Raw genomic sequence first — 25,495 nt, 5'->3', positions numbered from 1 at the left:
ATTACCCGAGCAAGATCCTCTCAAGGGGGCGTGCGGGCTGCTCGGGGAAGGTCAAGAATGCGCGCGGCCCCCTCCGGTCGATACAAGGGGGCCGCCGCGCGTCGGGGCTGCCAACGAGCGGGCCGCAGTTGGACTGTCCTGATTGGGCGTTTTGCTGGTGGCGGGGCTCGACTACTTCGCGAGGTCTTTGCCGAGGGTGGCCGCGGCGACGAAGAGGGATCCGACCGCGACGATCAGCGCGACGAGGGCGATCTTGTCTGTGCTTGAGGCGCGGCTCCACCAAGAGCCCTGTGGCACTTCAGCGGTGGGAGTGAGTACTGCACGGTTGGCACGCCTGACGATCATCATCCCGATCGCGAACATGCCGAGCAGGGCTGCTGTCGTTCCGAGCTGGATCCACAGCAGCGGGAACTCAAAGACAGGACCTGGCCTTTCCTTGAACGACTGGCCCACATAAGTCGATGCAGCGGCCACGACGAACGAGAGGAACGCAATTCGGAGCATGCGTTTCTGGACTTCCTTGGCCGCCGTATCACCTACCGCACGCCCGTTGGCCCCTCTCAAGAGGAGCTCGATGCGGGCTCCTTGGCCGTGCACCCAGGTGGCATCCTGTCCTGACACCTGCACTTCGACGCGCCCGGTGTCAGCTGCAATTGCGATCCTTCTGCTGCCCGTACCGTCGCTCGCCTCGAACGCAAGGTTGTCCCACACCTCCAGGTTCCCGCTGGCGTTGGAGTTGCGGACGTGATCGATGAGATCAGCCAGGCTGCTTGCACTGTACCGACTGCTGTCCCGCTGGGTGGAGACGGTCACCGCGTTGGCGGGGATGCCCTCCGCGGCCTGGTTGAAGAGTCGGTTGAGCTCGCTCTTACCGAGCCGGCATCGGAGGTACACCGTGCGGACTTCGTCGTGTTGGGTTGGGGCTGACATGGTGGCGATCTTGTCGGATGCTCCGCGTTCGTGTGCGTCGGTCGCGGATCGGTGACCAAGTTGTGGCCCAGCATCCGAACGGCCCGAAGTCCGCCACCGTGGAGACGGGACTCGCCCTATGCCGCGGAGGTCCGGCGTCCTCTCTCAGGCCGGCGGTCGTCTGGTCTGGCGTCGCCTTCACCTCGCCGTGTCGAGGCCGCCATAGCAAGGAGAGGTAGATCTTGGAAGTTTAGGGCTTGGGTGGTGGCGTTTTGCGTGCCGTCGCTGGCCGGCGTCGACTGCTCGGGCAGTGAGCCCTGGCCCGCGGCGACAGCAGCGAAACGTCCTTGTACGAACGAACTGTGTCGGACACGTGGTCAGGGCTGTCTGATGGGACGCGAGGCGATTCCGGCGACTCGGGCCGGGCCTACTTCAGCAGGTCTCTACCAAGGGTGGCGAGGGCCACGAAGAAGCTGAAGAGGGCGACGCCGAGAGTCCCCAGGGCGATCTTGTCGGCGCTGGAGGCCCTACTCCACCAGGGGCCGTGCGGCACGTCGACGTCGGGCCGGAGTATTGCCCGATTGACTCTGCCGAGGATCCAGAAGAGAGCGAGTGTTGCGAGGATCAGCGGCGCGGCCCCAGCAAGCATGCCGACGTAGGGACTGCGGTCGAAGTCCTCTTTGTTGCTGAAGTTTTCGGGTGCCGCAACGAAGACGCCGAAGACCATCGCTCCCGCCAGGAGAGAGCCGAAGATTGCTGCGCGCAGGGACAGTTGACGCAACTTCGCTGCGTTGGCCTCGAACTGCCGGCTTCCTCCCGTTGTCTTGAGGAAGAGGATGGCGCGTGCAGCTTGGCCGTGAACCCAGGTGGCATCCCGCCCCGACACTTGCACTTCGGTGCGTTCAGTGTCGATGCTGATGGAGATCTTCCGGTCGCCGGTCGCGTCGGCAGCGTCAAGCGTCAGGTTGTTCCACTGGACGGCGTTCGCCGTCGCGTTCGAGGCAGCAACGTGGGTGACGAGGTCGGCGAGCGTGGCTGCGCTGTACCGGGTGGCGATTCGCTGGGTGGAGACGGTGACGTTGGCGGCCGGGATGCCCTCGGTCGCGAGGCTGAAGAGTTGTTGAAGCTCGCTCTTCCCGAGGCGGCATCGTAGGTAGATGGCTCGCACCTCGTCGTGTTGGGTCGGGGTCGTCATGAATTGATAGTGACGGATGCGTCCGCTGCCTGGAGGGGGCCGTCGGAGATTCACGGCAAAGACGGGAAACGCAAAAAGGCCCGCGACGTTACTGAGGTTGAACTCGTGGTGTCGTAGGGGCTGACGGCTCCTCATCCGTGCGGTATCACCGGGGCATGCGGTATCCACAAGGGGGCGGGCTAACCGCCGAACGGCAGCAGTTCCGTGAGGATTTGCGGCTCCAGGCGGCGGAGCGGTTCGCCCGGGGCGAGGCGAGTTCGGTGATCGCCAAGGGCCTGCGGGTCAGTGTCCGCTCGGTGCAGCGGTGGCGGCGGATGTGGAACGAGGGAGGTCCGCGGGCCCTGCAGTCGCAGGGGCCGGCGTCGCTGCCGAGGCTGAGCGGGAAGCAGTTCGTGCAGCTGGAGGCGGAGCTGGCCAAAGGGCCGGCCGCGCACGGTTGGGAGGACCAGCGGTGGACGCTCGTGCGGATCAAGACGCTGATCGGCCGGCGCTTCCACATGAGCTACACCGTCCAGGGCGTGCGCAAGCTGCTGGTGCGCAACGGCTGGTCCTGTGAGGTCCCGGCCCGACGGGCGATGGAGCGGGACGACGAGCCGGTGGCCGGGTGGGTCAAGGAGGTGTGGCCCTGCGCGGAAGACTCGCGGCGGTGAGTGGAGCCTGGCTGGTCTTCGAGGACGAGGCCGGATTTTCCATGACGCCGCCGCAGGCGAAGACCTGGTCGCAGCGCGGCCGGACCCCGGTGGTGCGGGTGCGGGGCCGGTCCCGCAGGCGCGTGTCGATCGCCGCGCTGACCTGCTACAAGCCCGGCCAGCGGTCCCGGTTGATCTACCGGCCGCGCCGGGACGACGGCCGCCGCGACGGACGCAAGAGCTTCTCCTGGCGCGACTACCGGGACCTGCTGATCGCCGCCCACCAGCAGCTCGGCGGCCCGATCGTGCTCGTCTGGGACAATCTGAACGTCCACAAGGCCGCCGGACTGCGGGAGTTTGCTGACTCCCGGGACTGGCTGACGATCTACTACCTGCCGCCCTACGCACCCGACCTCAACCCCGTCGAGGGGATCTGGTCGCTGCTGCGACGTGGCTGGCTCTCCAACGTTGCCTTCAGCACCCCCGAACACCTCGTCCAGCGCGTCCGACGCGGCCTACGACACATCCAGTACCGCAGCGACCTCATAGACGGCTGCCTCGCCGAGACCGGCCTGACAATCAGACTCGCCTGAGTAGCCCAGCAACACCACGAGCTCAATCCCCCTCATCCTGTGAAGGGTCATGGTCGGTGATGGCCCGCTGCCACCCGTCTGCCACCCCTGGACGCATGGAACGTGAACCAGGTAGTCGATCATCGTGCGATGGATACAGGCACGTGGTCGACGCTCCCGGACGCGGAACGGGATCAATGGGTTTACCTCCCAGGGCAGGTCCTGGGGCCGCTGCGCATGGATATGCATCGCGAGGAGGTCGTCGCGACTCTGGCCGCGCATGGGTTTGCTACGCAGTCCGACGGACACATCGAGGGGTGGGATTTTGTACATTTTGCCACGAAAGGCATCCCGCTGATCAAGGCGGCGGTGGAGTGCTACTTCCACGACAACGGGGAACTGGCCTACGTCCTCGTCGACGGCCGGTTTGGCCCGCAGGTGACCTGTGAGGGGATTCGGCTCATTGGCCGTGTGCCGTCGCAGCTTGCGCAGGAGATGGAGGACTACGCAACCGAGCACGACACCGGTCTCCAGTTTAGTTACGGCGGCGACTGCTTCTGCGAGGGCTTCCAGCTCGAAATCGGCGCACAACGTGCCGACGACCATGCCGTGTCATGGGCCCTGTTCTTCATCGCCGGAGAGGACCCCTCCCTCCCGCGCGACGCCGCGCCCGCGGCGATCTGGCATCGCTGGTAGACGACATCACGAGTTCAATCTCAGTAGGTGGCGGGCCGCGTCGCGTCCAGGCTGCTGGCCGGGCCCAAAAGCCTGATCGGCGTCCTGCTCCACGAGGTCCATCCCGAAGTGAGCGGCGCAACCAAGAGGGCCAGAAAAGGGACTGTGAGGCTACTGAGCCCCATCTCGTCTCCATTGGTAGCGCGGCTCCACCAGGATCCATGCAGCACCGCTCAAGAACCAGGTCGTCCCCGAGAGGGGCACGGTTGCCATCGGAGACCTCTCCCTCGCCGGCATCGCCGCCTGTCTCTAGGAGTTCTGGGAGGAGTCCCTCCGGCATGTCGTCGAGCGGCGGGAGTTCGGCCCCTCTCCCCCGCTCCAGCCGCCCGCGCGTAAACGATCTCCCAGAAATCTCCCAGAGGCTGTTTCGGGGCTCCTGACAGCATGAAGCCGGCCCCTCGCGAAGGTTGCGAGGGGCCGGTTTCAGGGAAGAGGCCTACGCGTGTCCTACTGCGTAGATAGCCTCTTGCCGAAGGTCAGCGGGCCAGCCCCCTGCTGATGACCAGGCGCTGGATCTGGTTCGTCCCTTCGAAGATCTGCATGATCTTGGCTTCGCGCATGTAGCGCTCGACGGGGAAGTCGCGGGTGTAGCCGTAGCCGCCGAGGACCTGGACGGCGTCGGTGGTGACCTTCATGGCGGTGTCGGTGGCGATGAGCTTGGCGGCGCTGGCCTGGCGGCTGAAGGGGCGGCCGAGGTCGCGGCGGCGGGCGGCGTCGAGGTAGGTGGCGCGGGCTGCGTCGACGGCGGCGGCCATGTCGGCGAGGAGGAAGCCGAGGCCCTGGTGGTCGACGATCCTGCGGCCGAAGGTGGTGCGCTCGTTGGCGTAGTCGACGGCGGCGTCGAGGGCGGCCTGGGCGAGGCCGGTGGCGCAGGCGGCGATGCCGAGGCGGCCGCTGTCGAGCGCGCTGAAGGCGATCTGGAGGCCCTGGCCCTCGTCGCCGACGAGCCGGTCGGCTTCGAGGAGGGCGCCGTCCCAGTACGCGGAGGTGGTCGGGACGGCCTGGAGGCCCATCTTGCGTTCCGGGGCGCCGAAGCTGAGGCCGTCGGTCTCGCCGGGGGCGAGGAAGCAGGAGACGCCGTGGCTGCCGGGGGCGGTGCGGGCGAAGAGGCTGTAGAAGCCGGCCTTGCCGCCGTGGGTGATCCAGGCCTTGGTGCCGGTGACGCGGTAGCCGCCGCCGTCGGCCTGGCGCTCGGCCTTGCAGGTGAGGGCGGCGGCGTCGGAGCCGGCCTGCGGCTCGGAGAGGCTGTAGCCGCCGATGGTGCGGCCCTCCAGCATCGCGGGCAGCCAGCGCTCCTTCTGCTCGCGGGTGCCGAAGGTGTGCAGCGGGTGGCAGGCCAGGGTGTGGACGCTGGTGGCGACGGCGACGGCGGCCCAGCGGGCGGCGAGCTCCTCCAGGACCTGGAGGTAGACCTCGTAGGGCTGGCCTCCGCCGCCGTACTCCTCGGGGTAGGCGAGGCCGAGGAGGCCGGCCTGGCCGAGGGTGGCGAAGAGTCCTTCGGGATAGGTCTCGGCAGCCTCGTGCTCGTCGACCCGCGGAGAGAGCTCCTTGTCGGCGATCTCCCGGGTGAGGGCGATGAGGTCCGCTGCCTCGGGGGTGGGAAGCAGGCGGTCGACATCCATGTGCGACTCCAGCGGCGCGCAAAGTGGTACTGGGAAAGGTACTGCAGTACCGCTGAGAGTAGCGCAGAAGGAGGTCGCCGTAACCCCCCGGAACACCGGCCTGGAATACTGGGCGGGTGATCGAGACCCCCGCCGCCGACACCCCGAAGCTCACGGGCCGGGGTGCGGCGCGCCGCACCGCCCTCTTCGAGGAGCTCGTCGCCCTGCTCGTCGGCGAGGGTTTCGCCCGGCTGACCCTCGACGACCTCGCCGCGCGGCTGCGCTGCTCCAAGCGCACCCTGTACGGCCTGGCCGGCAGCAAGGAGCAGCTGGTCCGGGCGGCGGTGGTGCACTTCTTCCGGCGGGCCACGACCCGGGTCGAGGCGGTCCTGGCCGCCGCCGGCGACCCCGCCGAGCGGCTCTCCGCGTACCTCCGCGCCGTCTCCGCCGAGCTGGCGCCGGTCTCGCCGCAGTTCTTCGACGACGTGGCGGCCTTCGAGCCGGCGGCCGAGGTGTACGAGCGGAACACGCGCGCGGCCGCGGGCCGGGTGCAGCAGCTCATCGAGGAGGGCGTGCGGGCCGGGGTCTTCCGCGAGGTGCACGTGACCTTCGCGGCCGACGTCATCTCCTCCGTGATGGTCCGCATCCAGCGGCGCCAGGTGGCCGAGGCCACCGGTCTCGCCGACGCCGAGGCGTACGACCAGCTGGCCGAGCTGCTCCTGAGCGGGCTCCGGAAGGGCTGACCGACCGCTCCGCACCCCCTCCGCCGCGGGCCCGGTCGCGGTGCCGCACCGGCGCGGGGAACGGGCCGGGCCGGGATACCGGGCAGCGGTATGTTGAGGTGAGGACTACTTCACCAGGGGGCCCAGTGACCATGCGGAACGGCCGCACCGTGCGTGACCTGCGACGTGAGAACCGCACCGCCGTCCTGCAGCGCCTGTACTTCGACGGGCCGCTGAGCCGTTTCGAGCTGGGGCCCGCGACCGGACTGAGTTCGGGTTCGGTCAGCAACGTGGTCGCGGAGCTGGTCGCCGAGGGGCTGGTGGAGGAGGCGGGCAGCGTCGACTCGGCCGGCGGCCGCCCCCGCATCCTGCTGCGGATCACCCCGGGAAGCGGCTGCATGATCGGGGTCGACGTCGGCGAGACCCGGGTCAGGGTGGAGCTCTTCGATCTGACGCTCACCGAACTCGCGCGCACGGAACGCCCGCTGGCGGTCGACAGTCCGCATCCGCACGACCGCTACGAGGTCGGGGTCGTCGTGGAGCACATCACCGAGGGCATCGCCGAGGTGCTGCGGACCGCGGACGTCCCGGCCGAGCGGCTCCTCGGTGTCGGGGTGGGCGTGCCCGGGATCGTGGCACCGAGCGCCGAGGACGGCGCGGTCGTGCACGGGCAGACCACCGGCTGGGACGCCGTCCCGCTGGAGCGGCTGCTGCGCGGGACCGGGGCGCTGCCCGACACGGTGCCGTACTGGATCGACAACGGCGCCAAGACGCTGGGCCAGGCGGAGATGTGGTTCGGCGCGGGCCGGGGCGCGAGCAGCGCCGTGGTGGTGCTCTTCGGCTCGGGTGTCGGCGCGTGCGTCGTGACGGACCCGCTGGGGCCGGGCCGGGCGCTCGAATGGGGTCATCTGAAGGTGCGGGTCCGGGGCCGGCGGTGCCGCTGCGGCGCCCGGGGCTGCCTGGAGGCGTACGCGGGCGCCGAGGCGCTCCTGGAACGCTGGCGCGAGGCCGGCGGGCTTCCCCCGGCCGGCGCCGACGAGGAGACCGCCCTGACCGCGATGCTCGCCGCCGCCTACCCGGCCGACCCGGACGCGGCGCCCGACGCCACGGCGCTCGCGGTCCTGGAGGAGACCGCCGAGTACCTCGGCGCCGGCTTCGCCGACCTCGTCAACCTCTTCCAGCCCGAACGCATCCTCGTCGGCGGCTGGGCCGGCCTCCAGCTCGGCACCCGCTTCCTGGACCGGGTCAAGGGCTACGCCGCGGAGTACGCGCTCGCGTACCCGGCGGCGCGGGTGAGCATCGGCATGGGCCGGCTGGGGCCCGACGCGGTCACGGTGGGCGCGGCGATCCTGCCGCTGGACGACTTCTTCTCCCGCGGCGGCCGGCGGCCGGGGACCGAGGGCGAGGCGGCCGGCGAGCAGCCGGCCTGGGCCTCGAACGTCCGGGACCGGACGGCGCGCTGAGGAGCGCGCCGCCCGGTCCGTCACGCGGTGCGGATCACCGGGGAGCCGCGGTGCGGGTCACCGGCGGGACCGCGGGGTGGGTCAGGGGAACGAGACCACGGTGGACGGCACCGTGGAGGTGCCCGAGGTCGGGGCGCCCACGTTGTTGATCACGTGCTCGTACTGCCCGTTGCCGCCGAGGGACACGACCAGGAGGTCGTGGAACTTGACGCCGGGCTTCACCGGGGCCCGGAAGCCGTGGTCCTGACGGATCGTCGGGTCCACGTTGTAGTAGCAGTAGCTGCCGAGTCCCCAGCCCTCGTGGGTGGTGACGGAGTCGTCGACGCGGTAGGCCGCGTAGCCCTTGTGGGGACCGTCCTGGACGGCGGCCTGGTTCGGGGCGTCGTACGCCTTCTCGTTCTGGAAGAAGATCGTGCGGCCGCGGTCGCCGAACCACTCGACGTCGTACTTGTTGAAGTGCTCGACGAACAGGCCGGTGGCCAGGACGTCGTCGCCGTGGACGCGCACGCCGTAGTCGGAGCGGTTGGTCTCCCAGCCGACGCCCTCGCCGTGGTCGGCGCGCCAGACCCAGGTGTGGTCGACGATCGTGTCGTCGCTGTGGACCGCCATGGCGACGGTGGCCTTGCCGGGGCCGGCACCGCCGACGCGGAGGTACACGTCCTGGACCGTGGTGGGGTTGGCGGCGTGGTCGGCGGCGGAGTTCGGCGCGCCGACCTCCAGCAGGACCGGGGAGTTGACCGGGCCGGCGTCGACGAGGAAGCCCGCGAGGCGGACGCCGTCGACGTCGGCGACCTTCATGGCCGCGACCCCGTTGTCCGGGATGATCGTGGCGAGGCCGAGGCCCAGGACGATCGTGTCGGCGCGGTCGACCTGGATGGGCTGGTCGACGTGGTAGACGCCGGGGGTGAAGAGCAGGTGGAGGCCCTGGCGCAGGGCCGCGTTCATGGTGGCGGCGGTGGTGCCGGGCTTGACCACGTAGAAGCGGCTCAGCGGGATGGACTGGCCCTGCGTGGTGCCCGAGGCCCAGCTGGTGCCGCGGGCGTTGACCCGCTTGGCGGGGGCGAACACCTTGAACTCGCCGCCCTCCCAGTAGAGGAAGGGCTTCTCACGGGAGATGGGGGTGGTGTCGAGCGTGGTGTAGCGGGGCTCGGGGAAGCCCTGCGCCGGGGCGCCCTCGACGCCGGAGAAGACCTGGTTCCAGACGCTGTTGGACCAGCCGCCGATGGCGCTGTCGCGGGTGTACCACTGCTGCTGCGAGTAGTTGCCGACCTGGCCGTCGATCTTGGAGTCGGCGATGTAGCCGCCGCTGGCCCAGCCGTACCCGTTGGGGGCGAGGTTCAGCCCGCCCTTGACGTGCATGCGGCGGAACGAGGATGCCTGTGAGACGGCCCAGCGGTCGGTGCCGCTGACCGGGTTGAGGGCGAGGTTCTCGGCGGCGCGCCAGAAGTTCTGGGTGGCGTTGCCGTTGAACCAGCCCGCGTCGACGGTGACGTCGCCGTTGATGGTGGTGTCGTCGGGACGCAGGCCGAGACCGGAGATCTGGGTGTAGAAGCCGATCTGCGCGTTCAGGCCGTTGTAGGTGCCCGGCTTGAAGAGGAAGGCGTGCCGGCCGGTGCCGAACTGGGCCGACTCCTGCTGGGTGAAGACCTCGTCGAGCTTGGCCTGGATGCCGGGCGTGGACGGGTCGAAGACGTGCACGTTCGGGCCGAGGTCGCCGCCGCCGGGCAGGACCGGGCCGCCGTCGGTGGAGCCGTACACCTGGAACTCCCAGAGCGAGTAGCCGTAGCCGGTGGCCCGGGCGGTGCCGTACACGCGGACGTAGCGGGCGGTGCCGGTGACGGGCAGCGACTCGTTGCCGCCGGGGCTGTTCGCCGTGGTGTAGGCGTTCGTCCAGGTGGTGCCGTCGGTGGAGAGCTCGATCCGGTACGCCTTGCCGTACGCGGTCTCCCAGCGGAGGTCGACCCTGCTGAGCGCGGCGGGGGCGCCCAGGTCGACCTGGATCCACTGGGGGTCGGCGAAGGCGCTGGACCAGCGGGTGCCCGTGTCGCCGTCGACGGCGGCACTGGCGGGGGTGCCTCCGTTCTCCTGGCTGGAGGCGGTGGCGGTCTTCCCCTGGGAGAGGAGGACGGGGGCGGCCGCGGCCGGGGGCGCCGCGACGAGGGCGAGGAGGCCCGCGAGGAGTGCGGTGACCAGGGCGGCCGCGGTGGCCCTGCGGGGGGCGGGGCGGGGAACGGGGTGGTGCGCTGGGCCGGGCGGCGGTGGGGCTGGCGCGACACGGGTGCCGGCTGCGGGCATGGGTCGATCTCCTCGGGGATGAGGGGGAGTTGGAGGAGGAGCGCGCTCTCCGCAGCAGAGGATTGCGGTTGCCACCGGCAAGGGTCAAGGCATTCGACAAGACTTTTCTTTTGACCTGCATTAAGTATCGAGAAACATGGGATGCGTGCGGACGACACGTTCCGGGCGTAGCGGAGGGGAAAACGGGCACGGCCCCTCCCCCGCGGCGAGCGGGGTGGGGCCGGGAGGACGGGACGCGATCAGGCGACGGAGCCTATCCGTCCGGCGGGCTCGCGGGGGCCGTCGTGGTGGATCGGCGTGTGCGCGCCGGTGAGGGAGACGCCGCTGCCGCCGCGGCGATTGGCGACGATCTCGGCGCCGATCGACAGGGCGGTCTCCTCCGGCGTACGGGCGCCGAGGTCGAGCCCGATCGGCGAGCGCAGCCGGGCGAGTTCGAGCTCCGTCACCCCCACCTCGCGGAGCCGCTTGTTGCGGTCCTCGTGCGTGCGGCGGGAACCCATGGCGCCGATGTACGCGACGGGCATCCTGAGGGCGGTGTGCAGCAGGGGCACGTCGAACTTGGCGTCGTGGGTGAGGACGCAGAGCACCGTACGGCCGTCCACCTGCGTGGACTCCAGATAGCGGTGGGGCCACTCGACGACGATCTCGTCGGCCTCGGGGAAGCGGGCCGGTGTCGCGAAGACGGGGCGCGCGTCGCACACGGTGACGTGGTAGCCGAGGAACTTGCCGACCCGGACGAGGGCGGCGGCGAAGTCGATGGCGCCGAAGACGATCATGCGGGGGGCCGGGACGGAGGACTCGACCAGCAGCGTCAGCGGCTGCCCGCACCGGCTGCCGTCCTCGCCGATCTCGACGGTGCCGGTGCGGCCCGCGTCGAGCATCGCGCGGGCCTCGCCGGCCGCGGTGCGGTCCAGCTCGGGGTGGCCGCCCAGCCCGCCCTCGTACGAGCCGTCCGGGCGGACCAGGAGCGCCGTGCCCCGCAGGTCCTCGGGGCCGTCGACGATGCGGGCCAGGGCCGCCGCCTCCCCCGTGGCGGCGGCCGCGACCGCGGCGGGGAAGACCCCGCCGCGGACCGGCGTGACGAGGATGTCGATGATGCCGCCGCAGGTCAGACCGACCGCGAAGGCGTCCTCGTCGCTGTATCCGAACCGCTCGACGACGGTCAGGCCGTCTTCGAGGGCCTGGACGCAGAGGTCGTAGACCGCGCCCTCCACGCACCCGCCGGAGACCGAGCCGATCGCCGTGCCCTCGCTGTCGACGGCGAGGGCGGCGCCCGGCTGCCGGGGCGCGCTGCCGCCGACGGCCACCACGGTGGCGACGGCGAAGGCGCGTCCCTGCTCGACCCACCGGTGGAGCTCTTCGGCGATGTCCAGCATGTCGGTCTCCTTGGCTGTGCGGGGAGGGCGGCGGGCCGGCGTCAGCTGACGCCGAGCCATCCCTCGATCGGGTGAAGGGCGAAGAACACGATGAAGATCGCGGTGAGGCACCACATGAACGCGCCGACCTCGCGCGCCTTGCCCTGCGCCACCTTGATGACGGTGTAGGCGATGACGCCGGCCGCGACGCCCGGGGTGATGCTGTAGGTGAACGGCATCAGCACGACGGTCAGGAAGACCGGGATGGCGACGGAGCTGTCGCCCCAGTTCACATGCTTGGCGTTCATCATCATCATGGCGCCGATGACGACCAGGGCGGCGGAGCCGACCTCGCGGGGCACGATCTGGGTGATCGGGGTGAAGAAGAGACAAGCGGCGAAGAACAGGCCGGTGATCACCGAGGAGAAGCCGGTACGGGCTCCCTCGCCGACGCCGGTCGCGGACTCCACGAAGACGGTCTGGCCGGAGGCGCCGGAGACGCCGCCGATCGCACCGCCCGCGCCGTCGATGAACAGCGCCTTGGACAGGCCGGGCATGCGGCCCTTGTCGTCGGCGAGGTTGGCCTCGGTGCCGACGCCGATGATGGTGGCCATGGCGTCGAAGAAGCCGGCGAGGACGAGGGTGAAGACGATCACGCCGACGGTGATGTAGCCGACGTCGCCCCAGCCGCCGAAGTCGACGTCGCCCATGAGCGAGAAGTCCGGGGTGGAGACCGCGCTGCCCTTGAGCTCCGGGGCGCCGTTGGCCCAGGCGCCGGGGCCCTTGGCCGGGATGTCGGCGACCGCGTTGACGATCAGCGAGACGATCGTTCCGCCGACGATGCCGATGAGGATCGCGCCGGGGACCTTGCGGGCCTGGAGCGCGAAGATCGCGAGCAGGGTGACGGCGAAGATCAGGACGGGCCAGCCGATGAGCTCGCCGCCGGAGCCCATGGTGACGGGCGGACCGAACTGCGGGCCGGCGCCGACGAAGCCGGCCTTGTTGAAGCCGATCAGCGCGATGAAGAGGCCGATGCCGATGGTGATGCCGTGCTTCAGCGGGAGCGGGATGGCGTTCATGATCATCTCACGGAGACCGGTGACCACCAGGAGGCAGATCACCAGACCGTAGACGACGCACATGGCCATGGCCTGCGGCCAGGTCATCTGGGGCACGACCTGGGTCGCGAGGACGCCGGAGACGCTGAGTCCCGCCGCGAGGACGAGCGGCACCTTGCCGACGAAGCCCATGAGCAGGGTCGTCACCGCCGCCGCGAAGGCGGTCGCCGTGATGACGGCGGAGGAGGCGAGGACGTGCTTGTCGACGTCGGGGCCGCCGAGGAGGATCGGGTTGAGCAGGAGAATGTACGCCATCGCCATGAAGGTGGTGACGCCGCCGCGGATCTCCGTCGCGACGGTGGATCCTCTCTCCGAGATGTGAAAGTACCGGTCGAGCCAAGAACGGCCGGCGGGGACGTTGGAGCCGGAGCCCGCGTCCTCCGATGCGGTCTTGGGCTCCACGGACGACTGGGTCATGGGGCCTACTCCCAAGGTTCAAAGGGGCACCCGCGTCAGATGTCGAAGGGCTTCTGATCTGGTGAAGCTGCGGGATTTGGGATGCTGCGTGGGCTGCACGACCCGGGGGACGGCCCGAGACGAACGGGATGAATCGTTACTTCGGGTACTTCGGGTACTTCGGGTACTTCGGGTGTTGCGGGTGTTGCGGGGGGGGTCTCCGGGCGGTGCGGGCGGGGAGGTGTGACGTTCCCTGGAGGCACGGACCGCCCGGAGAGTCCTACAGCGTGCCGGTGAGCGCCTCGGGGCGGACCGGCGTCTTGTTGAGCTCCAGGCCCGTCGCCGCCCGGATCGCCGCGAGGACGGCCGGGGTGGACGACAGGGTCGGGGCCTCTCCGATGCCCCGGACGCCGTACGGCGCGTTGGGGTCGGCCAGCTCGAGGTAGTCGACCGGGATGGTCGGCGTGTCGAGGATGGTCGGGATCAGGTAGTCCGTGAAGGAGGGGTTGCGCACCTTCGCGGTCTTCGGGTCGACGATGATCTCCTCCATCACCGCGACGCCCAGGCCCTGGGTGGTGCCACCCTGGATCTGGCCGATCACGGAGAGCGGGTTGAGCGCCTTGCCGACGTCCTGGGCGCAGGCCAGTTCGATGACCTTGACCAGGCCGAGCTCGGTGTCGACCTCCACCACCGCGCGGTGCGCGGCGAAGGCGTACTGGACGTGGCCGTCGCCCTGGCCCGTGACGAGGTCGAAGGCCTGGGTCGGACGGTGCCGCCACTCCTCCTCGACCTCCACGGCCTGGTCCTCCAGGACGTCGGCGATGCTCGCGAGGGCCTCGCCGTTGTCGGTGACGACCTTGCCGCCCTCCAGCAGGAGTTCGGCGTTGGCCCACGCCGGGTGGTACGAACCGAACTTGCGCCGGCCGATCTCCAGGACCTTCTCGCGGACGATCCCGCAGGAGTTCTTGATGGCGCCGCCGGTCATGTACGTCTGGCGGCCCGCGGAGGTCGAACCGGCCGAGCCCACCTGGGTGTCGGCGGGGTGGATCGTCACCTGCTGGACGCCGAGCTCGGTGCGGGCGATCTGCGCGTGGATCGTCACGCCGCCCTGGCCGACCTCGGCCATCGCGGTGTGGACGAGCGCGACCGGCTCGCCGTTGATGACCTCCAGGCGGATCTTGGCGGTCGAGTAGTCGTCGAAGCCCTCGGAGAAGCCGACGTTCTTGATGCCGACCGCGTAGCCGACGCCCCGGACGACGCCCTCGCCGTGCGAGGTGTTGGACAGGCCGCCCGGCAGCGCGCGGACGTCCGCGCCCTCGCCGGCGGTCTCCCACTGGCGCTCCGGGGGCATCGGACGGGCCTTGACCATGCGGAGCAGCTCGGCGACGGGCGCCGGGGAGTCCACGACCTGGCCGGTCGGCATGATCGTGCCCTGCTCCATGGCGTTCAGCTGCCGCAGCTCCACCGGGTCCATGCCCAGCTTGGCCGCGAGCTTGTCCATCTGGGCCTCGTAGGCGAAGCACGCCTGGACCGCGCCGAAGCCGCGCATGGCGCCGCAGGGCGGGTTGTTGGTGTAGAGGCCGATCGCCTCGATCTCCACGTCGTCGATGACGTACGGGCCGACCGAGAGGGAGGAGGCGTTGCCGACGACCGACGCCGTGGAGGACGCGTACGCGCCGCCGTCGAGGACGATCTTGCACTTCATGTGCGTGAGCTTGCCGTCCTTGGTGGCGCCGTGCTCGTAGTAGAGCTTCGCCGGGTGCCGGTGGACGTGCCCGAAGAAGGACTCGTACCGGTTGTAGACCATCTTCACCGGCTTGTCGGTGCGCAGGGCGAGCAGCGAGGCGAGGATCTGCATCGAGATGTCCTCGCGGCCGCCGAACGCGCCGCCGACGCCCGCCATCGTCATGCGGACCTTCTCCTCGGGCAGGCCGAGGCAGGGGGCGATCTGCTTGAGGTCCGAGTGCAGCCACTGGGTGGCGACGTACAGGTCGACGCCGCCGTCCTCGGCCGGCACGGCGAGGCCGGACTCGGGGCCGAGGAAGGCCTGGTCCTGCATGCCGAAGGTGTACTCGCCCGTGACGATGACGTCGGCGCGCTTGGCCGCCTCGGCGGCGTTGCCGCGGATGATCGGCTGGCGGTGCACGATGTTGGGGTGCGGGACGTGACCGGAGTGGTGGTCGTCGCGGCCCTCGTGGACCAGGATCGCGTCCGGAGCGGTGGCCGAGGCCTCGTCCGTGATGACCGGGAGCTCCCGGTACTCGATCCTGATCTTGGCGGCGGCGCGGCGGGCGGTCTCCGGGTGGTCGGCGGCCACGAGGGCGACCGGCTCACCGTGGTGACGTACCTTGCCGTAGGCGAGGACCGGGGTGTCCTGGAACTCCATGCCGTAGTTCTTCTCGGCCGGCAGGTCCTCGTGCGTCATGACGGCGTAGACGCCGTCCATGGCGAGGGCCTCGGAGGTGTCGATGGACACGATCTCGGCGTGCGCGACGGTGGACCGCAGGACCTGGCCCCACAGCATGTCCTCGTGCCACATGTCCGAGGAGTAGGCGAACTCGCCGGTGACCTTGAGGGTGCCGTCGGGGCGGAGGGTGGACTCGCCGATGCCGCCCTTGACGTGGTTCTGGGTGACGTCGCGGGGGATGCCCGTGGTGGTTCCAGCCATGATCAGACCGCCTCTCCCTGACGGGCGGCCGCGAGGCGGACCGCGTCGAGGATCTTCTCGTAACCGGTGCAGCGGCAGAGGTTGCCGGAGAGCGCCTCGCGGATGTCCGCGTCCGTCGGGGACGGGTTGCGCTCCAGCATCTCGTCGGCCGCGACGAGGAGGCCGGGGGTGCAGAAACCGCACTGCACGGCGCCGGCGTCGATGAACGCCTGCTGGATCGGGGAGAGTTCGATGCCCTCGCCGGTCTGGGAGTCCTGGCCGGGCTTGGCCTCCCACTTCTTGGCGGCGTCGAGCGAGGTGCCGCAGGCGCCGGTGGCGCAACCGGCGTGCTCCGCGCGCTCCTTGGCGAAGTCGGCGAGACCCTCGACGGTGACGATGTCGCGGCCCTCGGCCTGGCCGGCGGCGACGAGACAGGAACAGACCGGCACGCCGTCGAGGCGGACCGTGCAGGAACCGCACTCGCCCTGCTCGCAGGCGTTCTTGGAGCCGGGCAGACCCAGGCGCTCACGCAGGACGTAGAGGAGGGACTCGCCCTCCCAGACGTCGTCGGCTTCCTGCGGACGACCGTTGACCGTGAAATTGACGCGCATGGTTATGCAGCTCCCTCAAGCGTGCGGCCGGTGCCGCGGTACTGCTCCCAGGTCCAGCCCAGCTGGCGGCGGGCCATGATGCCGACGGCGTGGCGGCGGTACTTGGCGGTGCCGCGGACGTCGTCGATCGGGTTGGCGGCGCCCGAGCAGAGGTCGGCGAACTGCTTCGCGATCGACGGGGTGATGATCTTGCCGTTGTCCCAGAAGCCGCCCTCCTCCAGAGCCGCGTTGAGGAAGTTCTCGGCTTCCTTCGCGCGGATCGGGGTCGGCGCGGCGGAGCCGATGCCGGTGCGGACGGTGCGGGTCTCCGGGTGGAGGGCCAGGCCGAAGGCGCAGACCGCGATGACCATCGCGTTGCGGGTGCCGACCTTGGAGTACTGCTGGGGGCCGTCCGCCTTCTTCACGTGGACGGTCTTGATCAGCTCGTCGGGCTCCAGCGCGTTGCGCTTCACGCCCGTGTAGAACGCGTCGATCGGGATGAACCGGCTGCCGCGCACGGACTCGACCTCGACCTCGGCGCCCGCGGCGAGCAGGGCGGGGTGGGCGTCGCCGGCGGGCGAGGCGGTGCCGAGGTTGCCCCCGACGCCGCCGCGGTTGCGGATCTGCGGGGAGGCGACCGTGTGGGAGGCGAGCGCCAGACCGGGCAGCTCGGTCCGCAGGTTCTCCATGATCCGGGTGTACGGAACGGAGGCGCCGAGCCGGACGTTCTCCTCGCCGACCTCCCAGTCGCGCAGCAGCTCGATACGGTTCAGGTCCAGGAGGTACTCGGGCCGGCGGTGGTCGAAATTGATCTCGACCATGACGTCGGTGCCACCCGCAATGGGCACGGCCGTGGGGTGCTCGGCCTTGGCGGCGAGCGCCTCCTCCCAGCTGGCGGGGCGAAGGAAGTCCATGGTGGCTCTCTTCTAGTGATTCTGGTTCGGGGGTCGAACTGGTGGGTCCGGGGGGACGGCCGGCCCTCGACATCGTGTTCATGTGCTGTTCACGCGGTGTGTGGCCTAGTACACAAGCCACGATCGCCCCAGTGCAGTCACCGAAAACATGAAGGAGTTGGCTGGTGCCCTTCGTCGTCTTGTAGATTCGAACGAAAGGCGGGGAACGGAAACCTCGCTGTTTTCCCCTGGAAACGGTGGCACCACCCCACCGTCGACAACGCGACACTTCACCATCCCCGAACCAAAGAACGGCGGCGACACGATGCGGCTGCGCGCACTGCTGGAGAACGACGCGCTGGGCCTGCGGCTGCTCGGCGGCGAGGACGAGCTCGACCGCACCGTCCGCGGTGTGATGACGACGGACCTCAAGGACCCCAGCCGGTACCTCTCGGGCGGCGAGCTGGTGCTCACCGGCCTCGCCTGGCGCAGCGACCCGGCCGACGCCGAGCCCTTCGTCCGGATCCTGGCGGCCGCCGGAGTGGCCGCCCTGGCGGCCGGCGAGGCGGAGCTGGGCGACATCCCGGACGATCTCGTGGCGGCGTGTTCGCGCCATCGTCTGCCGCTCTTCGCGGTCAACGAGTCCGTTGCGTTCGCGACGATCACCGAGCACGTTGTTCGACAGGTCTCGGGCGAGCGGGCGGGCGACCTGGCCGCCGTCGTGGACCGGCACCGGCGGCTGATGACCTCCGGCCCGGCCGGCGGCGGCCCCGAGGTCGTCCTCGACCTGCTCGGCTCCGACCTGGATCTGCGGGCCTGGGTCCTCTCCCCCACCGGCCGCCAGATCGCGGGCGCCGGAGAGCCCCTGGAGGGCGGTCTGGCCGCCACGCTGGCCGGGGAGCACCTGGCCGCCACCCGGACGGGCCGGCGGGGCCCCCACCGGCTGAACACGGCCGGTGCGACGTACTCCCTCTTCCCGATCCGCAACAGCGGCCGCGGCGCCGCCCCGGCCTCCCGCGACGTGCGCGAGACGGTCCTGTCCGACTGGCTGCTCGCGGTCGAGGCCGACGCCGGGGAGTGGCCGGCGGCCCGGCTCGACCTCCTCCAGGGCGTCACGCAGCTGATCGCCGTCGAGCGGGACCGGCGCGACGCGGCCCGTACGGTGCGCCGCCGGCTGGCGCAGGAGGTCCTGGAGCTGGTGCAGACGGGCGCGGCCCCGGCCGAGATCGCGGCCCGGCTCCGGGTCGCCGCGCCGGTGCTGCTGCCCGGGCTCGGCACGGCCCCGCACTGGCAGGTGGTCGTCGCCCGGGTGGAGTGGGAGCAGGAGGCCGGCCAGGGCTCCGCGGTGGAGACCGGTCCGGTCGCCCAGGCGCTCCTGGAGGAGATCCTGGTCGACCCGGCGACGGTGGGCGCCGAGTCCGCCGACCGGATCGCCGTCGCGCACAGCGGCGACGAGGCGATCGCCCTGGTCCCGCTGGCGGCGGGCCCGCTCCCGGACAGCGAGGACGAGGGTCAGGCGACCGCGCTGGGCCTGCACGCGGACGCCCTGCTCGCCGCCGTGCGGGGCCCGCTCTCGGGCGGCCTCGCGGACGACGGGCGGCTCACGCTCGGCGTCAGCGCGGCCGTGCACTCGGCGGAGGGGCTCCGCGGGGCACTGGAGGAGGCCCGGCACGCCCGCCGGGTCGCCGCCGCCCGCCCGGGCCGGGTCTGCGCCGCCGGACACCACGAGCTGGCCTCGCACGTGCTGCTGCTGCCGTTCGTGCCGGACGACGTGCGGCGGGCGTTCACGGCCCGGCTGCTCGACCCGCTGCGCGACTACGACCGGCGGCACCGGGCGGAGCTCATCCCCACCCTGGAGGCGTTCCTCGACTGCGACGGCTCGTGGACGCGATGTGCGACCCGGCTGCACCTGCACGTGAACACGCTGCGGTACCGGGTGGGCCGCATCGAGCAGCTCACCGGGCGCGACCTCTCCCGCCTGGAGGACAAGCTCGACTTCTTCCTGGCCCTGCGGATGAGCTGATTCCGCACGGTGCGGATTCACCCTTTCGGTGGAGTCCGAAGGAGTGACGTCCGGGCTGGTGGGGACCCGTCGGAGGGGTGTTCCGACGGGCCGCCGCGGGGCCCGAACCCGGGCCCTGCCGCGATCTGACGGGCTGTCGGCCGCCATCGGGAGGCCGCTGCCCGTACGGCGGGGACTCTTGTGAATTCTTTCACCTGACCCCTTGGCCAGGTGCTGCCCATGTGCTGAGATGCGGGTCTACTCAACAGCTCGATGGCGCGCTCGGGGAGGGCAATGTGGCGGATACCGCCATGTCTGGTTCCGAATCAAGGGGTGGCGAAGATCCGTCCCTCGCCTATGGCAAGGAGACACCCGTGGAGACCGCCATATGGCGTCTCCGCTCCCGCGGCTGCTGGACGGACGCGGCCGCACTGCTCGCGCCGCACGCGGCCGAACCCGCCGCCGCCCTCGAACGGGCGGCACTGCTGATCGAGCGCTGCCTCTACACCGAACAGGGCTGGGCCGACGCCGAGGACGCGCTCCGGGCGGCCGAGGCCGTCGCCCGGACCGACGAGGAACGCGGGGCGGCGGCCTGCGAGCGCGGCTATCTCGCCTACGCCTCCACGCTGTTGGGGGTGCGCGACCGGGCCGACGAGGCACGGATGGCGCTGGGCCGGGCGGCGGCGCTGATCGCCCCCGGCGCCGAGGGCCGGCCGCTGCTCGACTTCCGGCGCGGGCTGATCGCCCAGAACCTCGGTGACTCCCCGCAGGCGGCCCGCGCCGCGTACAGCAGGGCGCACGCCGGGGCGACCGCCCTGGGGGACTCGCTCCTGCTCTCGTTCACCTGGCGTCATCTCGCCGGACTGGCTTTAAGGGAAGGGGAGTTGGCGGAGGCGCGGCACGGCTTCGCCGAGTCGCTGCGGATCCGCGAGGAGCTGGGCTACCTCGTCGGCACGGCCCCGGCGCTCACCGCCCTGGCCGACACCGAGACGGAACCGGAGGCCGGCCGGCTGCGCGCCGAGGCCCGCCGCCTCTTCCGCCTCCTGGGCGGGGTGCCCACCTGGCTCTCGGCCCAGCTGACGCCCCGTCCGGCGACCTGAAGTACCTGATGAGCAAGGATTGATGACGAGGCGTCATCATTCCTTGCCTCCCTCATCCGTGCGGCTGCGCGGGCACGAGGCAGACGAGGCTCTCGTCGGTTCCGACGACGAGCGACCCGGCGCCGGTGACCGCGACCGCGCGGATCGGCGGCCCGGGACGGAAGGAGAGCGTCCGGCCGCCCTCCGGGCGGTGCAGTTCGACGAGGCCGTCGGCCCAGGCGGCGGCCACCAGGGGCCCGTACGGGGTCTCCGTCGCGTGCAGGGAGACGACCGGGGACGGGCGTTCGGCGAGCGGCTCGGGCAGCGGGTCGCGGCCCGGGGTCCAGAGCCGCACCGTGCCGTCCGCGCCGCCGGAGCAGACGAACGGCGTCTCGGAGTCGACCGCCGCGACCGCCGTGACCCGGCCGCTGTGCGAGGCCGCCTGGTGCAGCCCGGTGAGTCCGAAGGCGTGCACGGAGCCGAGCCGGTCGCCCACCACCACGGAGCCCGCGATGGCCGCGAGGGCCGTGCCCGGGTGCCGGGCCAGGGTCGCCGAGACGGCCTCCGTGAGGCGCTCCAGGTAGGGCGCGCGCGGCGTCGTGCCGCGGACGGTGTGGAGCCGGCCCCGGTCGTCCAGGAGCAGGACCGTCCCGTCGGGCGCCGGTGCCAGCGCGGTCACCCGGCCGGGGACCGTGTGGGCGAGGCGTCCGCCGGGGCTCGCGTCGGCCTCGTGGAGCAGCCGTACGGCGCCGGTGCGGTCGCCGACCAGCAGGGTGCCCTCCAGCGGCCCGCCGGCCGAGCCGAGGACGGTGACCGGACCGGGCCAGGGCGGCGTCAGATCGCCGCGGTGGCGGGCCCAGCGGAGGCGCCAGGGCGTCCGGCGCACGAGGTCGGCCAGTGCGGGCCGGAGCCGGGGGTCGGCCCCGTCGCCGAGCGCGGCGAGCAGCACCAGGGCTCTCTCCGACGGGTCCTGGGCGCGGCAGAGCGACTGTCCGGCCCGCATCCAGGCGGCGCGCAGCCCTCCGTGGTCGTCGGCGCCGCCCTCGCCGGGGCGGGCGGGGGCCTCGGGGCCGTCGAGCGTGCCGGGCACTCCGGCGGGCGCGGCACCGGTGACGTACGCCGTGGTGACGAGCACCGGGTCGGCCCCGCAGACCGCCACCGGGTCGGAGAGGTCCGGCTCGGGGCGGGCCGGTGGCTCCGCGGGCGTCCGGCCGCCCGGGTCGGGGTCGCCGTCCAGGTCCACGAGCGTCACGCGGCGTTCCGCGCGCAGCTGGCCCGGGGCCGGGCTGTCGCTGCGGGCCTCGACCACGAGGCGGATCCGGCCCACCCCCGCGAGCTCGCCGATCAGCCGGGTGATCCCGGCGGGTTCCGCCGCCGCGTGGAGGTCGGTGAGGAGGAGGACGGCGCGGCCCGCGGGCCGCGCCTCGCTCGTCGCGAGGGCGTCGACGAGGTCGCCGGGGGACCCGGCGACCACTCCGAGCCGGTCGGCTATCGTCCACGCCGCCCCCAGCACGCTCTGTCCGGCCAGCGGCACCAGGACGCGTGCGGTGCGGCGGCGCGGCCGCCCGGCCCGGGGCCCGTACGCGGCGAGCCAGCCGAGCAGCGCGGTCTTGCCGCTCCCCCGCTCGCCCGTCACCACGCAGAGCCGGGGCGACTCGGGGTCCGTGAGCCAGCCGAGCAGCGCCGCCGCCTCGGCTTCCGTACCGAGGGCGGGTCGGCGTCCGTCCCATGCCGGGGACGGGGTCGCGGACGGCATGGGGCACCTCACGGGCGACACGGTACGGGTGTGCTGACGCCCCCGACTTTAGTCGCCCCGACGGCCGGTGGAGCCTTCCTCGATCAGGCCGGATCGAGGAAGGTTTCCCAGGGGGTCCTGGGGGGCGTCAGGCCGTCCGACCCCGCGAAGTGCTCGCGCACGAGCGAGCGGACGACCGCGAGGTCCTGGGCGATGAGGGCGTCGAGGAGGGCGGTGTGCTCGGCGGCGTCGGCGACGAGGTCGCCGTGGCGGAGGACGGGGGCGCTGATCAGGGGCCACTGGGAGCGGCGGTGGAGGTCGTCGGCGACGGCGAGGAGCTGTTCGTTCCCGGCGAGGGAGAGGACGGCGCGGTGGAAGGCGCGGTCGGTCTCGGCGTAGTGGGCGCGGTCGCCGCGGGCGGCGGCGGCACCGGTGGCCTCGGCGAGCGGGCGCAGTTCGCGCCAGCGGGCGGCGGGCACGGTGCGGGCGAGCCGCAGCATGACGGGGACCTCGATGAGCGCGCGGACCTCGGCGAGTTCGGCGAGCTCGCGAGGGGTGCGTTCGGTGACGCGGAAGCCCCGGTTCGGGACGACCTCGACGGCGCCCTCGACAGCCAGGCGCTGCATGGCCTCGCGGACGGGGGTGGCGGAGACGCCGAAGCGCTCGCCGAGGGCGGGGGCGGAGTACACCTCGCCGGGCACGAGCTCGCCGCCGACGAGGGCGGTGCGCAGGGCGTCGAGGATCTGGCCGCGCACGGAGTGCCGCACCACGCGGGGCGCGGGGAGCGCGGGCCGGGCGGGCGGCTCCTCGCCGTGGGTGTGCTCGCCGCGGGCGTGCGGGGCTCCGCCGGTCCGGGTGGCGCCCGGGGCGTGGGCCGCGCCGCGCGGGTGTTCCGCCGGACGGGGGTATCCGGGGCGGGCCGCCGGGTCGGTGTCGCGGGCGCGGCCGGGGGTGTCGGCGCGGCCCTGCTCCGGGACGCGCGCGGGGTCGCCGAAGGGCGGGGACGGTCGGTCCGTCGCCCGCTCGCGCGCCGCGCCCTGCTCCACCCGGGTCCTCCTGGGGGCTCGTGCCGGGCCCGGCTCGCGTGACCCGGGTCCTCTGTGCACCATAGGCGAACAGACGGACATCGCGGGCGCGAGGGCTGCCCCGCAGGTGGCGGGCAGCGACCGGTGGTGAGCAGCGACCTCGAATCGGGTAAGGTAAGGCTAACCTGCCTACGAACGCGATTCGGTGGTCCGCATGACCGTCCCCGCCTTGCTGCCCGCTCCGCCCGCCTCGCCCGTCGCGGCGTCCTACGCGCGACTCACCGAGGCCCTCTCCGGCCTGCGGATGGAGGAGACGACCCCCGGCGAACGGCTGCCGCGCGGCGCGGGCTGGGTCGGCGCGGACGAACTGGCCGCCGGCGGCCCCGCCCTCGACGCCTTCCTCGCCTGGGACCACGCGCAGGTGCTGCGGGACCACGGCACCCAGGCCCGCCCCGACGTCGTCGCGAGCTTCGGACTCCACCGCTACGCCTGGCCCGCCTGCCTCCTCGTCACCGTGCCGTGGTTCCTGCACCGCCGGGTGCCCCGGCTGCCCGCACGGAACGTCGCCTTCCAGCGCGCCCTCGGACGGATGGCGGTCCGCGTGGAGGAGTTCGCGTGCCTGCCCGACGACCCCGCGGCGGCCCTGCCCGGCGCCCGGGTCGTCGCCGACGAGGAGGCGCTGCGGGCCGAGGTCCGCTCCTCGCTCGCCGAGCACTTCGAGGCGGTCCTCGGGGGCTTCGGGCCCCGCATGAAGCGCGGCCGCCGCGCCCTGTGGGGCATGGCGACGGACGAGATCGTCGAGGGCCTCTGGTACGTGGGCGCCCTGCTCGGCGAGGAGGGGCGGGCGATGGCCGAGCTCGACCTGCTCATGCCGGGCACCGCCAAGCCGTACGCCGGCTCCGCGGGCTTCCGCGAGCTGCCGGGGGCCGAGGACGCCGACGGCGCCCCGCGCGCCACCCGCGACCGGGCGACCTGCTGCTTCTTCTACACGCTGCGCCCCGAGGACACCTGCCTCACCTGCCCCCGCACGTGCGACGCCGAGCGGGTCCGCCGGCTGACCGCGACCGCCTGAGGCTCCCGGACGGTTACGCCACCCGCACGGGTGGCGTCGATCGAACGCGATTCCCTTTGCTCGCAGGTGCGTTCGAGCAGATCGCACCTATTCGTATGCCCCGGGTCCCCGATGGCGTGCTCTTGCCCGGAAACCCCTTGAGCACCGCACGGGGTCGGCCAGTATGGGCCGCCAAACGCCCTACTGCGATGCAAGGGACACCGCATGAGACTGACCGACATATCGCTGGACTGGCTGCTTCCGGGCGGCGTGATGGTGGCCGGAGTCCTGACGGCGGTGGCGGTGCTCGCGCGCGGGAAGCGCGCCGGTGACCAGGCCGCGGCCGAGGACTCCTGGGAACGCAGCGAGGAGCGCCGCAGACGCAAGGAGGCGGTCTACGGCACCGCGTCCTACGTCCTCCTCTTCTGCTGTGCCGCGGTCGCCGCGGCCCTCTCCTTCCACGGGCTGGTCGGCTTCGGCCGGCAGAACCTCAACCTCGCCGGGGGCTGGGAGTACCTCGTCCCCTTCGGCCTCGACGGCGCGGCGATGTTCTGCTCCGTCCTGGCGGTGCGCGAGGCGAGCCACGGCGACGCGGCCCTCGGCTCGCGCCTCCTGGTCTGGCTCTTCGCCGGGGCGGCGGCCTGGTTCAACTGGGTCCACGCACCGCGCGGTCTGGGCCACGACGGCGCCCCGCAGTTCTTCGCGGGCATGTCCCTCTCGGCGGCGGTCCTCTTCGACCGGGCGCTGAAGCAGACGCGCCGGGCGGCGCTGCGCGAGCAGGGCCTGGTGCCCCGCCCGCTGCCGCAGATCCGGATCGTCCGATGGCTGCGGGCCCCCCGGGAGACCTTCGCCGCCTGGTCGCTGATGCTCCTGGAGGGCGTGCGGACGCTCGACGAGGCGGTCGACGAGGTCCGGGAGGACCGGCGGGAGAAGGAGCAGAACCGGATCCGCAGGCGCGACCAGGTGAAGCTGGACCGGGCCCGGCTCAAGGCGATCAACCGTCAGCACCGCGCCTTCGGGCGGGGCGGCGGCCGCCAGGTCGAGGTGGCGGCGCTCAACGCCGGCGCCGCCGCGGGCCCGGCCACGGGCTCCGGGCAGGGGGGGGGGGGGGGGGGGGGGGGGGGGGGGGGGGGGGGGGGGGGGAGGGGGGGGGAGAGGGAGAAGGGCCATCTAGCCCCCCCCCCCCCCCCCCCCCCGCCCCCCCCTCCGCTCCCCCCCCCCCCCCCCCCCCCCCCCCCCCCCCCCCCCCCGAGCCCGCCATAGCGGACCCCGGACAGCTGCCGCTTCGACCCCGGCCCTCCCTGCAAGCCGTGAGGGGCGCTGAGTCCCGCACGGCCGACTCCCGGACGGTGGACCTCACCGCCGAGGACGACACCCAGACGCTGCCCCGGCTCGACTCCCTGGAGCGCAAGCTCAAGGACCTGGAGCAGCAGTTCGGCTGAGCCCGCGTCCGCGGGAACCCCGTGAAAACCGGTGGGGCCGC

General features: G+C 72.1%; 19 protein-coding genes and 1 pseudogene. 9 read left to right on the top strand and 11 right to left on the bottom strand.

What is annotated here, in order from left to right; translation table 11 throughout:
* Positions 1–171: 171 nt before the first annotated feature.
* Positions 172–930, bottom strand: coding sequence for a hypothetical protein (locus tag ACZ60W_RS13220; protein WP_469755425.1), 759 nt, complete (start codon positions 928–930; stop codon positions 172–174).
* Positions 931–1,336: 406 nt separating this feature from the next.
* Positions 1,337–2,104 carry a hypothetical protein gene (locus ACZ60W_RS13215; RefSeq protein WP_469755424.1) on the bottom strand — a complete coding sequence of 256 codons (768 nt, stop codon included), beginning with the start codon at positions 2,102–2,104 and terminating at the stop codon, positions 1,337–1,339.
* Between the two features lie 155 nt (positions 2,105–2,259).
* Between ACZ60W_RS13215 and ACZ60W_RS13210 the strand changes: the two genes are divergently transcribed.
* Together ACZ60W_RS13210 and ACZ60W_RS13205 are read left to right on the top strand one after the other, a co-directional pair.
* Positions 2,260–3,326 (top strand): IS630 family transposase gene (locus ACZ60W_RS13210; protein ID WP_469755423.1). Its coding sequence is split into 2 segments (ribosomal slippage): positions 2,260–2,703 and positions 2,706–3,326, totalling 1,065 coding nucleotides; the frame shifts between segments, so codons are not numbered across the junction.
* 102 nt (positions 3,327–3,428) lie between these two features.
* Complete coding sequence (locus tag ACZ60W_RS13205; protein ID WP_469755422.1) at positions 3,429–4,001, top strand: hypothetical protein; 573 nt, start codon at positions 3,429–3,431, stop codon at positions 3,999–4,001.
* Positions 4,002–4,516: 515 nt separating this feature from the next.
* On the opposite strand, the gene ACZ60W_RS13200 is transcribed toward ACZ60W_RS13205, so the two are convergent.
* Entirely contained in the window at positions 4,517–5,662 is a 1,146-nt protein-coding gene (locus ACZ60W_RS13200; protein WP_469755421.1) for an acyl-CoA dehydrogenase family protein, read from the bottom strand.
* Between the two features lie 116 nt (positions 5,663–5,778).
* On the opposite strand from ACZ60W_RS13200, the gene ACZ60W_RS13195 reads away from it, so the two are divergent.
* The gene (locus ACZ60W_RS13195) at positions 5,779–6,384 is read left to right on the top strand and encodes a TetR/AcrR family transcriptional regulator (protein WP_469755420.1); all 606 of its coding nucleotides are present in this window, start codon (positions 5,779–5,781) and stop codon (positions 6,382–6,384) included.
* 125 nt (positions 6,385–6,509) lie between these two features.
* Complete coding sequence (locus tag ACZ60W_RS13190; RefSeq protein ID WP_469755419.1) at positions 6,510–7,826, top strand: ROK family transcriptional regulator; 1,317 nt, start codon at positions 6,510–6,512, stop codon at positions 7,824–7,826.
* A gap of 81 nt (positions 7,827–7,907) precedes the next feature.
* Here the strand turns inward: ACZ60W_RS13190 and ACZ60W_RS13185 are convergent, their stop codons facing one another.
* The 6 genes from ACZ60W_RS13185 to ACZ60W_RS13160 all read right to left on the bottom strand — a co-directional run bounded on the left by ACZ60W_RS13185 (position 7,908) and on the right by ACZ60W_RS13160 (position 17,141).
* The gene (locus ACZ60W_RS13185; protein WP_469755418.1) at positions 7,908–10,121 is read right to left on the bottom strand and encodes a discoidin domain-containing protein; all 2,214 of its coding nucleotides are present in this window, start codon (positions 10,119–10,121) and stop codon (positions 7,908–7,910) included.
* A gap of 239 nt (positions 10,122–10,360) precedes the next feature.
* Positions 10,361–11,497, bottom strand: coding sequence for an XdhC family protein (locus tag ACZ60W_RS13180; RefSeq protein WP_469755417.1), 1,137 nt, complete (start codon positions 11,495–11,497; stop codon positions 10,361–10,363).
* Between the two features lie 41 nt (positions 11,498–11,538).
* Positions 11,539–13,011, bottom strand: a complete 1,473-nt coding sequence (locus ACZ60W_RS13175; protein ID WP_469755416.1) for an NCS2 family permease — start codon at positions 13,009–13,011, stop codon at positions 11,539–11,541.
* A gap of 259 nt (positions 13,012–13,270) precedes the next feature.
* A complete protein-coding gene (locus ACZ60W_RS13170) occupies positions 13,271–15,658 on the bottom strand; it encodes a xanthine dehydrogenase family protein molybdopterin-binding subunit (RefSeq protein ID WP_469755415.1) in 2,388 nt (795 codons plus the stop codon).
* A 2-nt stretch (positions 15,659–15,660) separates the two neighbouring features.
* Positions 15,661–16,248 carry a (2Fe-2S)-binding protein gene (locus ACZ60W_RS13165; RefSeq protein WP_469755414.1) on the bottom strand — a complete coding sequence of 196 codons (588 nt, stop codon included), beginning with the start codon at positions 16,246–16,248 and terminating at the stop codon, positions 15,661–15,663.
* A gap of 2 nt (positions 16,249–16,250) precedes the next feature.
* Positions 16,251–17,141 carry an FAD binding domain-containing protein gene (locus tag ACZ60W_RS13160; RefSeq protein ID WP_469755413.1) on the bottom strand — a complete coding sequence of 297 codons (891 nt, stop codon included), beginning with the start codon at positions 17,139–17,141 and terminating at the stop codon, positions 16,251–16,253.
* Positions 17,142–17,445: 304 nt separating this feature from the next.
* Between ACZ60W_RS13160 and ACZ60W_RS13155 the strand changes: the two genes are divergently transcribed.
* Positions 17,446–19,143, top strand: a complete 1,698-nt coding sequence (locus ACZ60W_RS13155) for a PucR family transcriptional regulator (RefSeq protein ID WP_469755412.1) — start codon at positions 17,446–17,448, stop codon at positions 19,141–19,143.
* 290 nt (positions 19,144–19,433) lie between these two features.
* Positions 19,434–20,222, top strand: coding sequence for a hypothetical protein (locus ACZ60W_RS13150; RefSeq protein WP_469755411.1), 789 nt, complete (start codon positions 19,434–19,436; stop codon positions 20,220–20,222).
* 52 nt (positions 20,223–20,274) lie between these two features.
* Here ACZ60W_RS13150 and ACZ60W_RS13145 read toward each other — a convergent pair whose 3' ends face one another.
* Positions 20,275–21,957 (bottom strand): WD40 repeat domain-containing protein, encoded by a 1,683-nt coding sequence (locus ACZ60W_RS13145; protein ID WP_469755410.1) that lies wholly within the window; start codon positions 21,955–21,957, stop codon positions 20,275–20,277.
* A gap of 83 nt (positions 21,958–22,040) precedes the next feature.
* Entirely contained in the window at positions 22,041–22,982 is a 942-nt protein-coding gene (locus tag ACZ60W_RS13140) for a GntR family transcriptional regulator (RefSeq protein ID WP_469755409.1), read from the bottom strand.
* 193 nt (positions 22,983–23,175) lie between these two features.
* Between ACZ60W_RS13140 and ACZ60W_RS13135 the strand changes: the two genes are divergently transcribed.
* The 3 genes and pseudogenes from ACZ60W_RS13135 to ACZ60W_RS13125 all read left to right on the top strand — a co-directional run.
* On the top strand, positions 23,176–24,033 hold the full coding sequence (locus tag ACZ60W_RS13135; RefSeq protein WP_469755408.1) for a (2Fe-2S)-binding protein: 858 nt from the start codon (positions 23,176–23,178) through the stop codon (positions 24,031–24,033).
* Between the two features lie 204 nt (positions 24,034–24,237).
* Positions 24,238–25,275 carry a DUF2637 domain-containing protein gene (locus ACZ60W_RS13130; RefSeq protein WP_469755407.1) on the top strand — a complete coding sequence of 346 codons (1,038 nt, stop codon included), beginning with the start codon at positions 24,238–24,240 and terminating at the stop codon, positions 25,273–25,275.
* A pseudogene (locus ACZ60W_RS13125) lies at positions 25,257–25,454 on the top strand (DUF2637 domain-containing protein); the annotation flags it as partial. The gene ACZ60W_RS13130 and the pseudogene ACZ60W_RS13125, both read left to right, overlap by 19 nt.
* Positions 25,455–25,495: the final 41 nt, after the last annotated feature.

It is taken from the genome of Streptomyces sp. NPDC104202 (genome assembly GCF_055584185.1).
Note: the sequence above shows the minus strand (reverse complement) of the source record. Positions and strands in the feature narration are given on the sequence as shown.

Excerpts from the sequence above, each read along its gene's own strand:
- ACZ60W_RS13200 (WP_469755421.1), bottom strand. The coding sequence starts at position 5,662 with ATGGATGTCGACCGCCTGCTTCCCACCCCCGAGGCAGCGGACCTCATC.
- ACZ60W_RS13215 (WP_469755424.1), bottom strand. The coding sequence starts at position 2,104 with ATGACGACCCCGACCCAACACGACGAGGTGCGAGCCATCTACCTACGA.
- ACZ60W_RS13175 (WP_469755416.1), bottom strand. The coding sequence starts at position 13,011 with ATGACCCAGTCGTCCGTGGAGCCCAAGACCGCATCGGAGGACGCGGGC.
- ACZ60W_RS13155 (WP_469755412.1), top strand. The coding sequence starts at position 17,446 with ATGCGGCTGCGCGCACTGCTGGAGAACGACGCGCTGGGCCTGCGGCTG.
- ACZ60W_RS13170 (WP_469755415.1), bottom strand. The coding sequence starts at position 15,658 with ATGGCTGGAACCACCACGGGCATCCCCCGCGACGTCACCCAGAACCAC.
- ACZ60W_RS13180 (WP_469755417.1), bottom strand. The coding sequence starts at position 11,497 with ATGCTGGACATCGCCGAAGAGCTCCACCGGTGGGTCGAGCAGGGACGC.
- ACZ60W_RS13160 (WP_469755413.1), bottom strand. The coding sequence starts at position 17,141 with ATGGACTTCCTTCGCCCCGCCAGCTGGGAGGAGGCGCTCGCCGCCAAG.
- ACZ60W_RS13220 (WP_469755425.1), bottom strand. The coding sequence starts at position 930 with ATGTCAGCCCCAACCCAACACGACGAAGTCCGCACGGTGTACCTCCGA.
- ACZ60W_RS13150 (WP_469755411.1), top strand. The coding sequence starts at position 19,434 with ATGTCTGGTTCCGAATCAAGGGGTGGCGAAGATCCGTCCCTCGCCTAT.
- ACZ60W_RS13165 (WP_469755414.1), bottom strand. The coding sequence starts at position 16,248 with ATGCGCGTCAATTTCACGGTCAACGGTCGTCCGCAGGAAGCCGACGAC.
- ACZ60W_RS13135 (WP_469755408.1), top strand. The coding sequence starts at position 23,176 with ATGACCGTCCCCGCCTTGCTGCCCGCTCCGCCCGCCTCGCCCGTCGCG.
- ACZ60W_RS13130 (WP_469755407.1), top strand. The coding sequence starts at position 24,238 with ATGAGACTGACCGACATATCGCTGGACTGGCTGCTTCCGGGCGGCGTG.
- ACZ60W_RS13145 (WP_469755410.1), bottom strand. The coding sequence starts at position 21,957 with ATGCCGTCCGCGACCCCGTCCCCGGCATGGGACGGACGCCGACCCGCC.
- ACZ60W_RS13185 (WP_469755418.1), bottom strand. The coding sequence starts at position 10,121 with ATGCCCGCAGCCGGCACCCGTGTCGCGCCAGCCCCACCGCCGCCCGGC.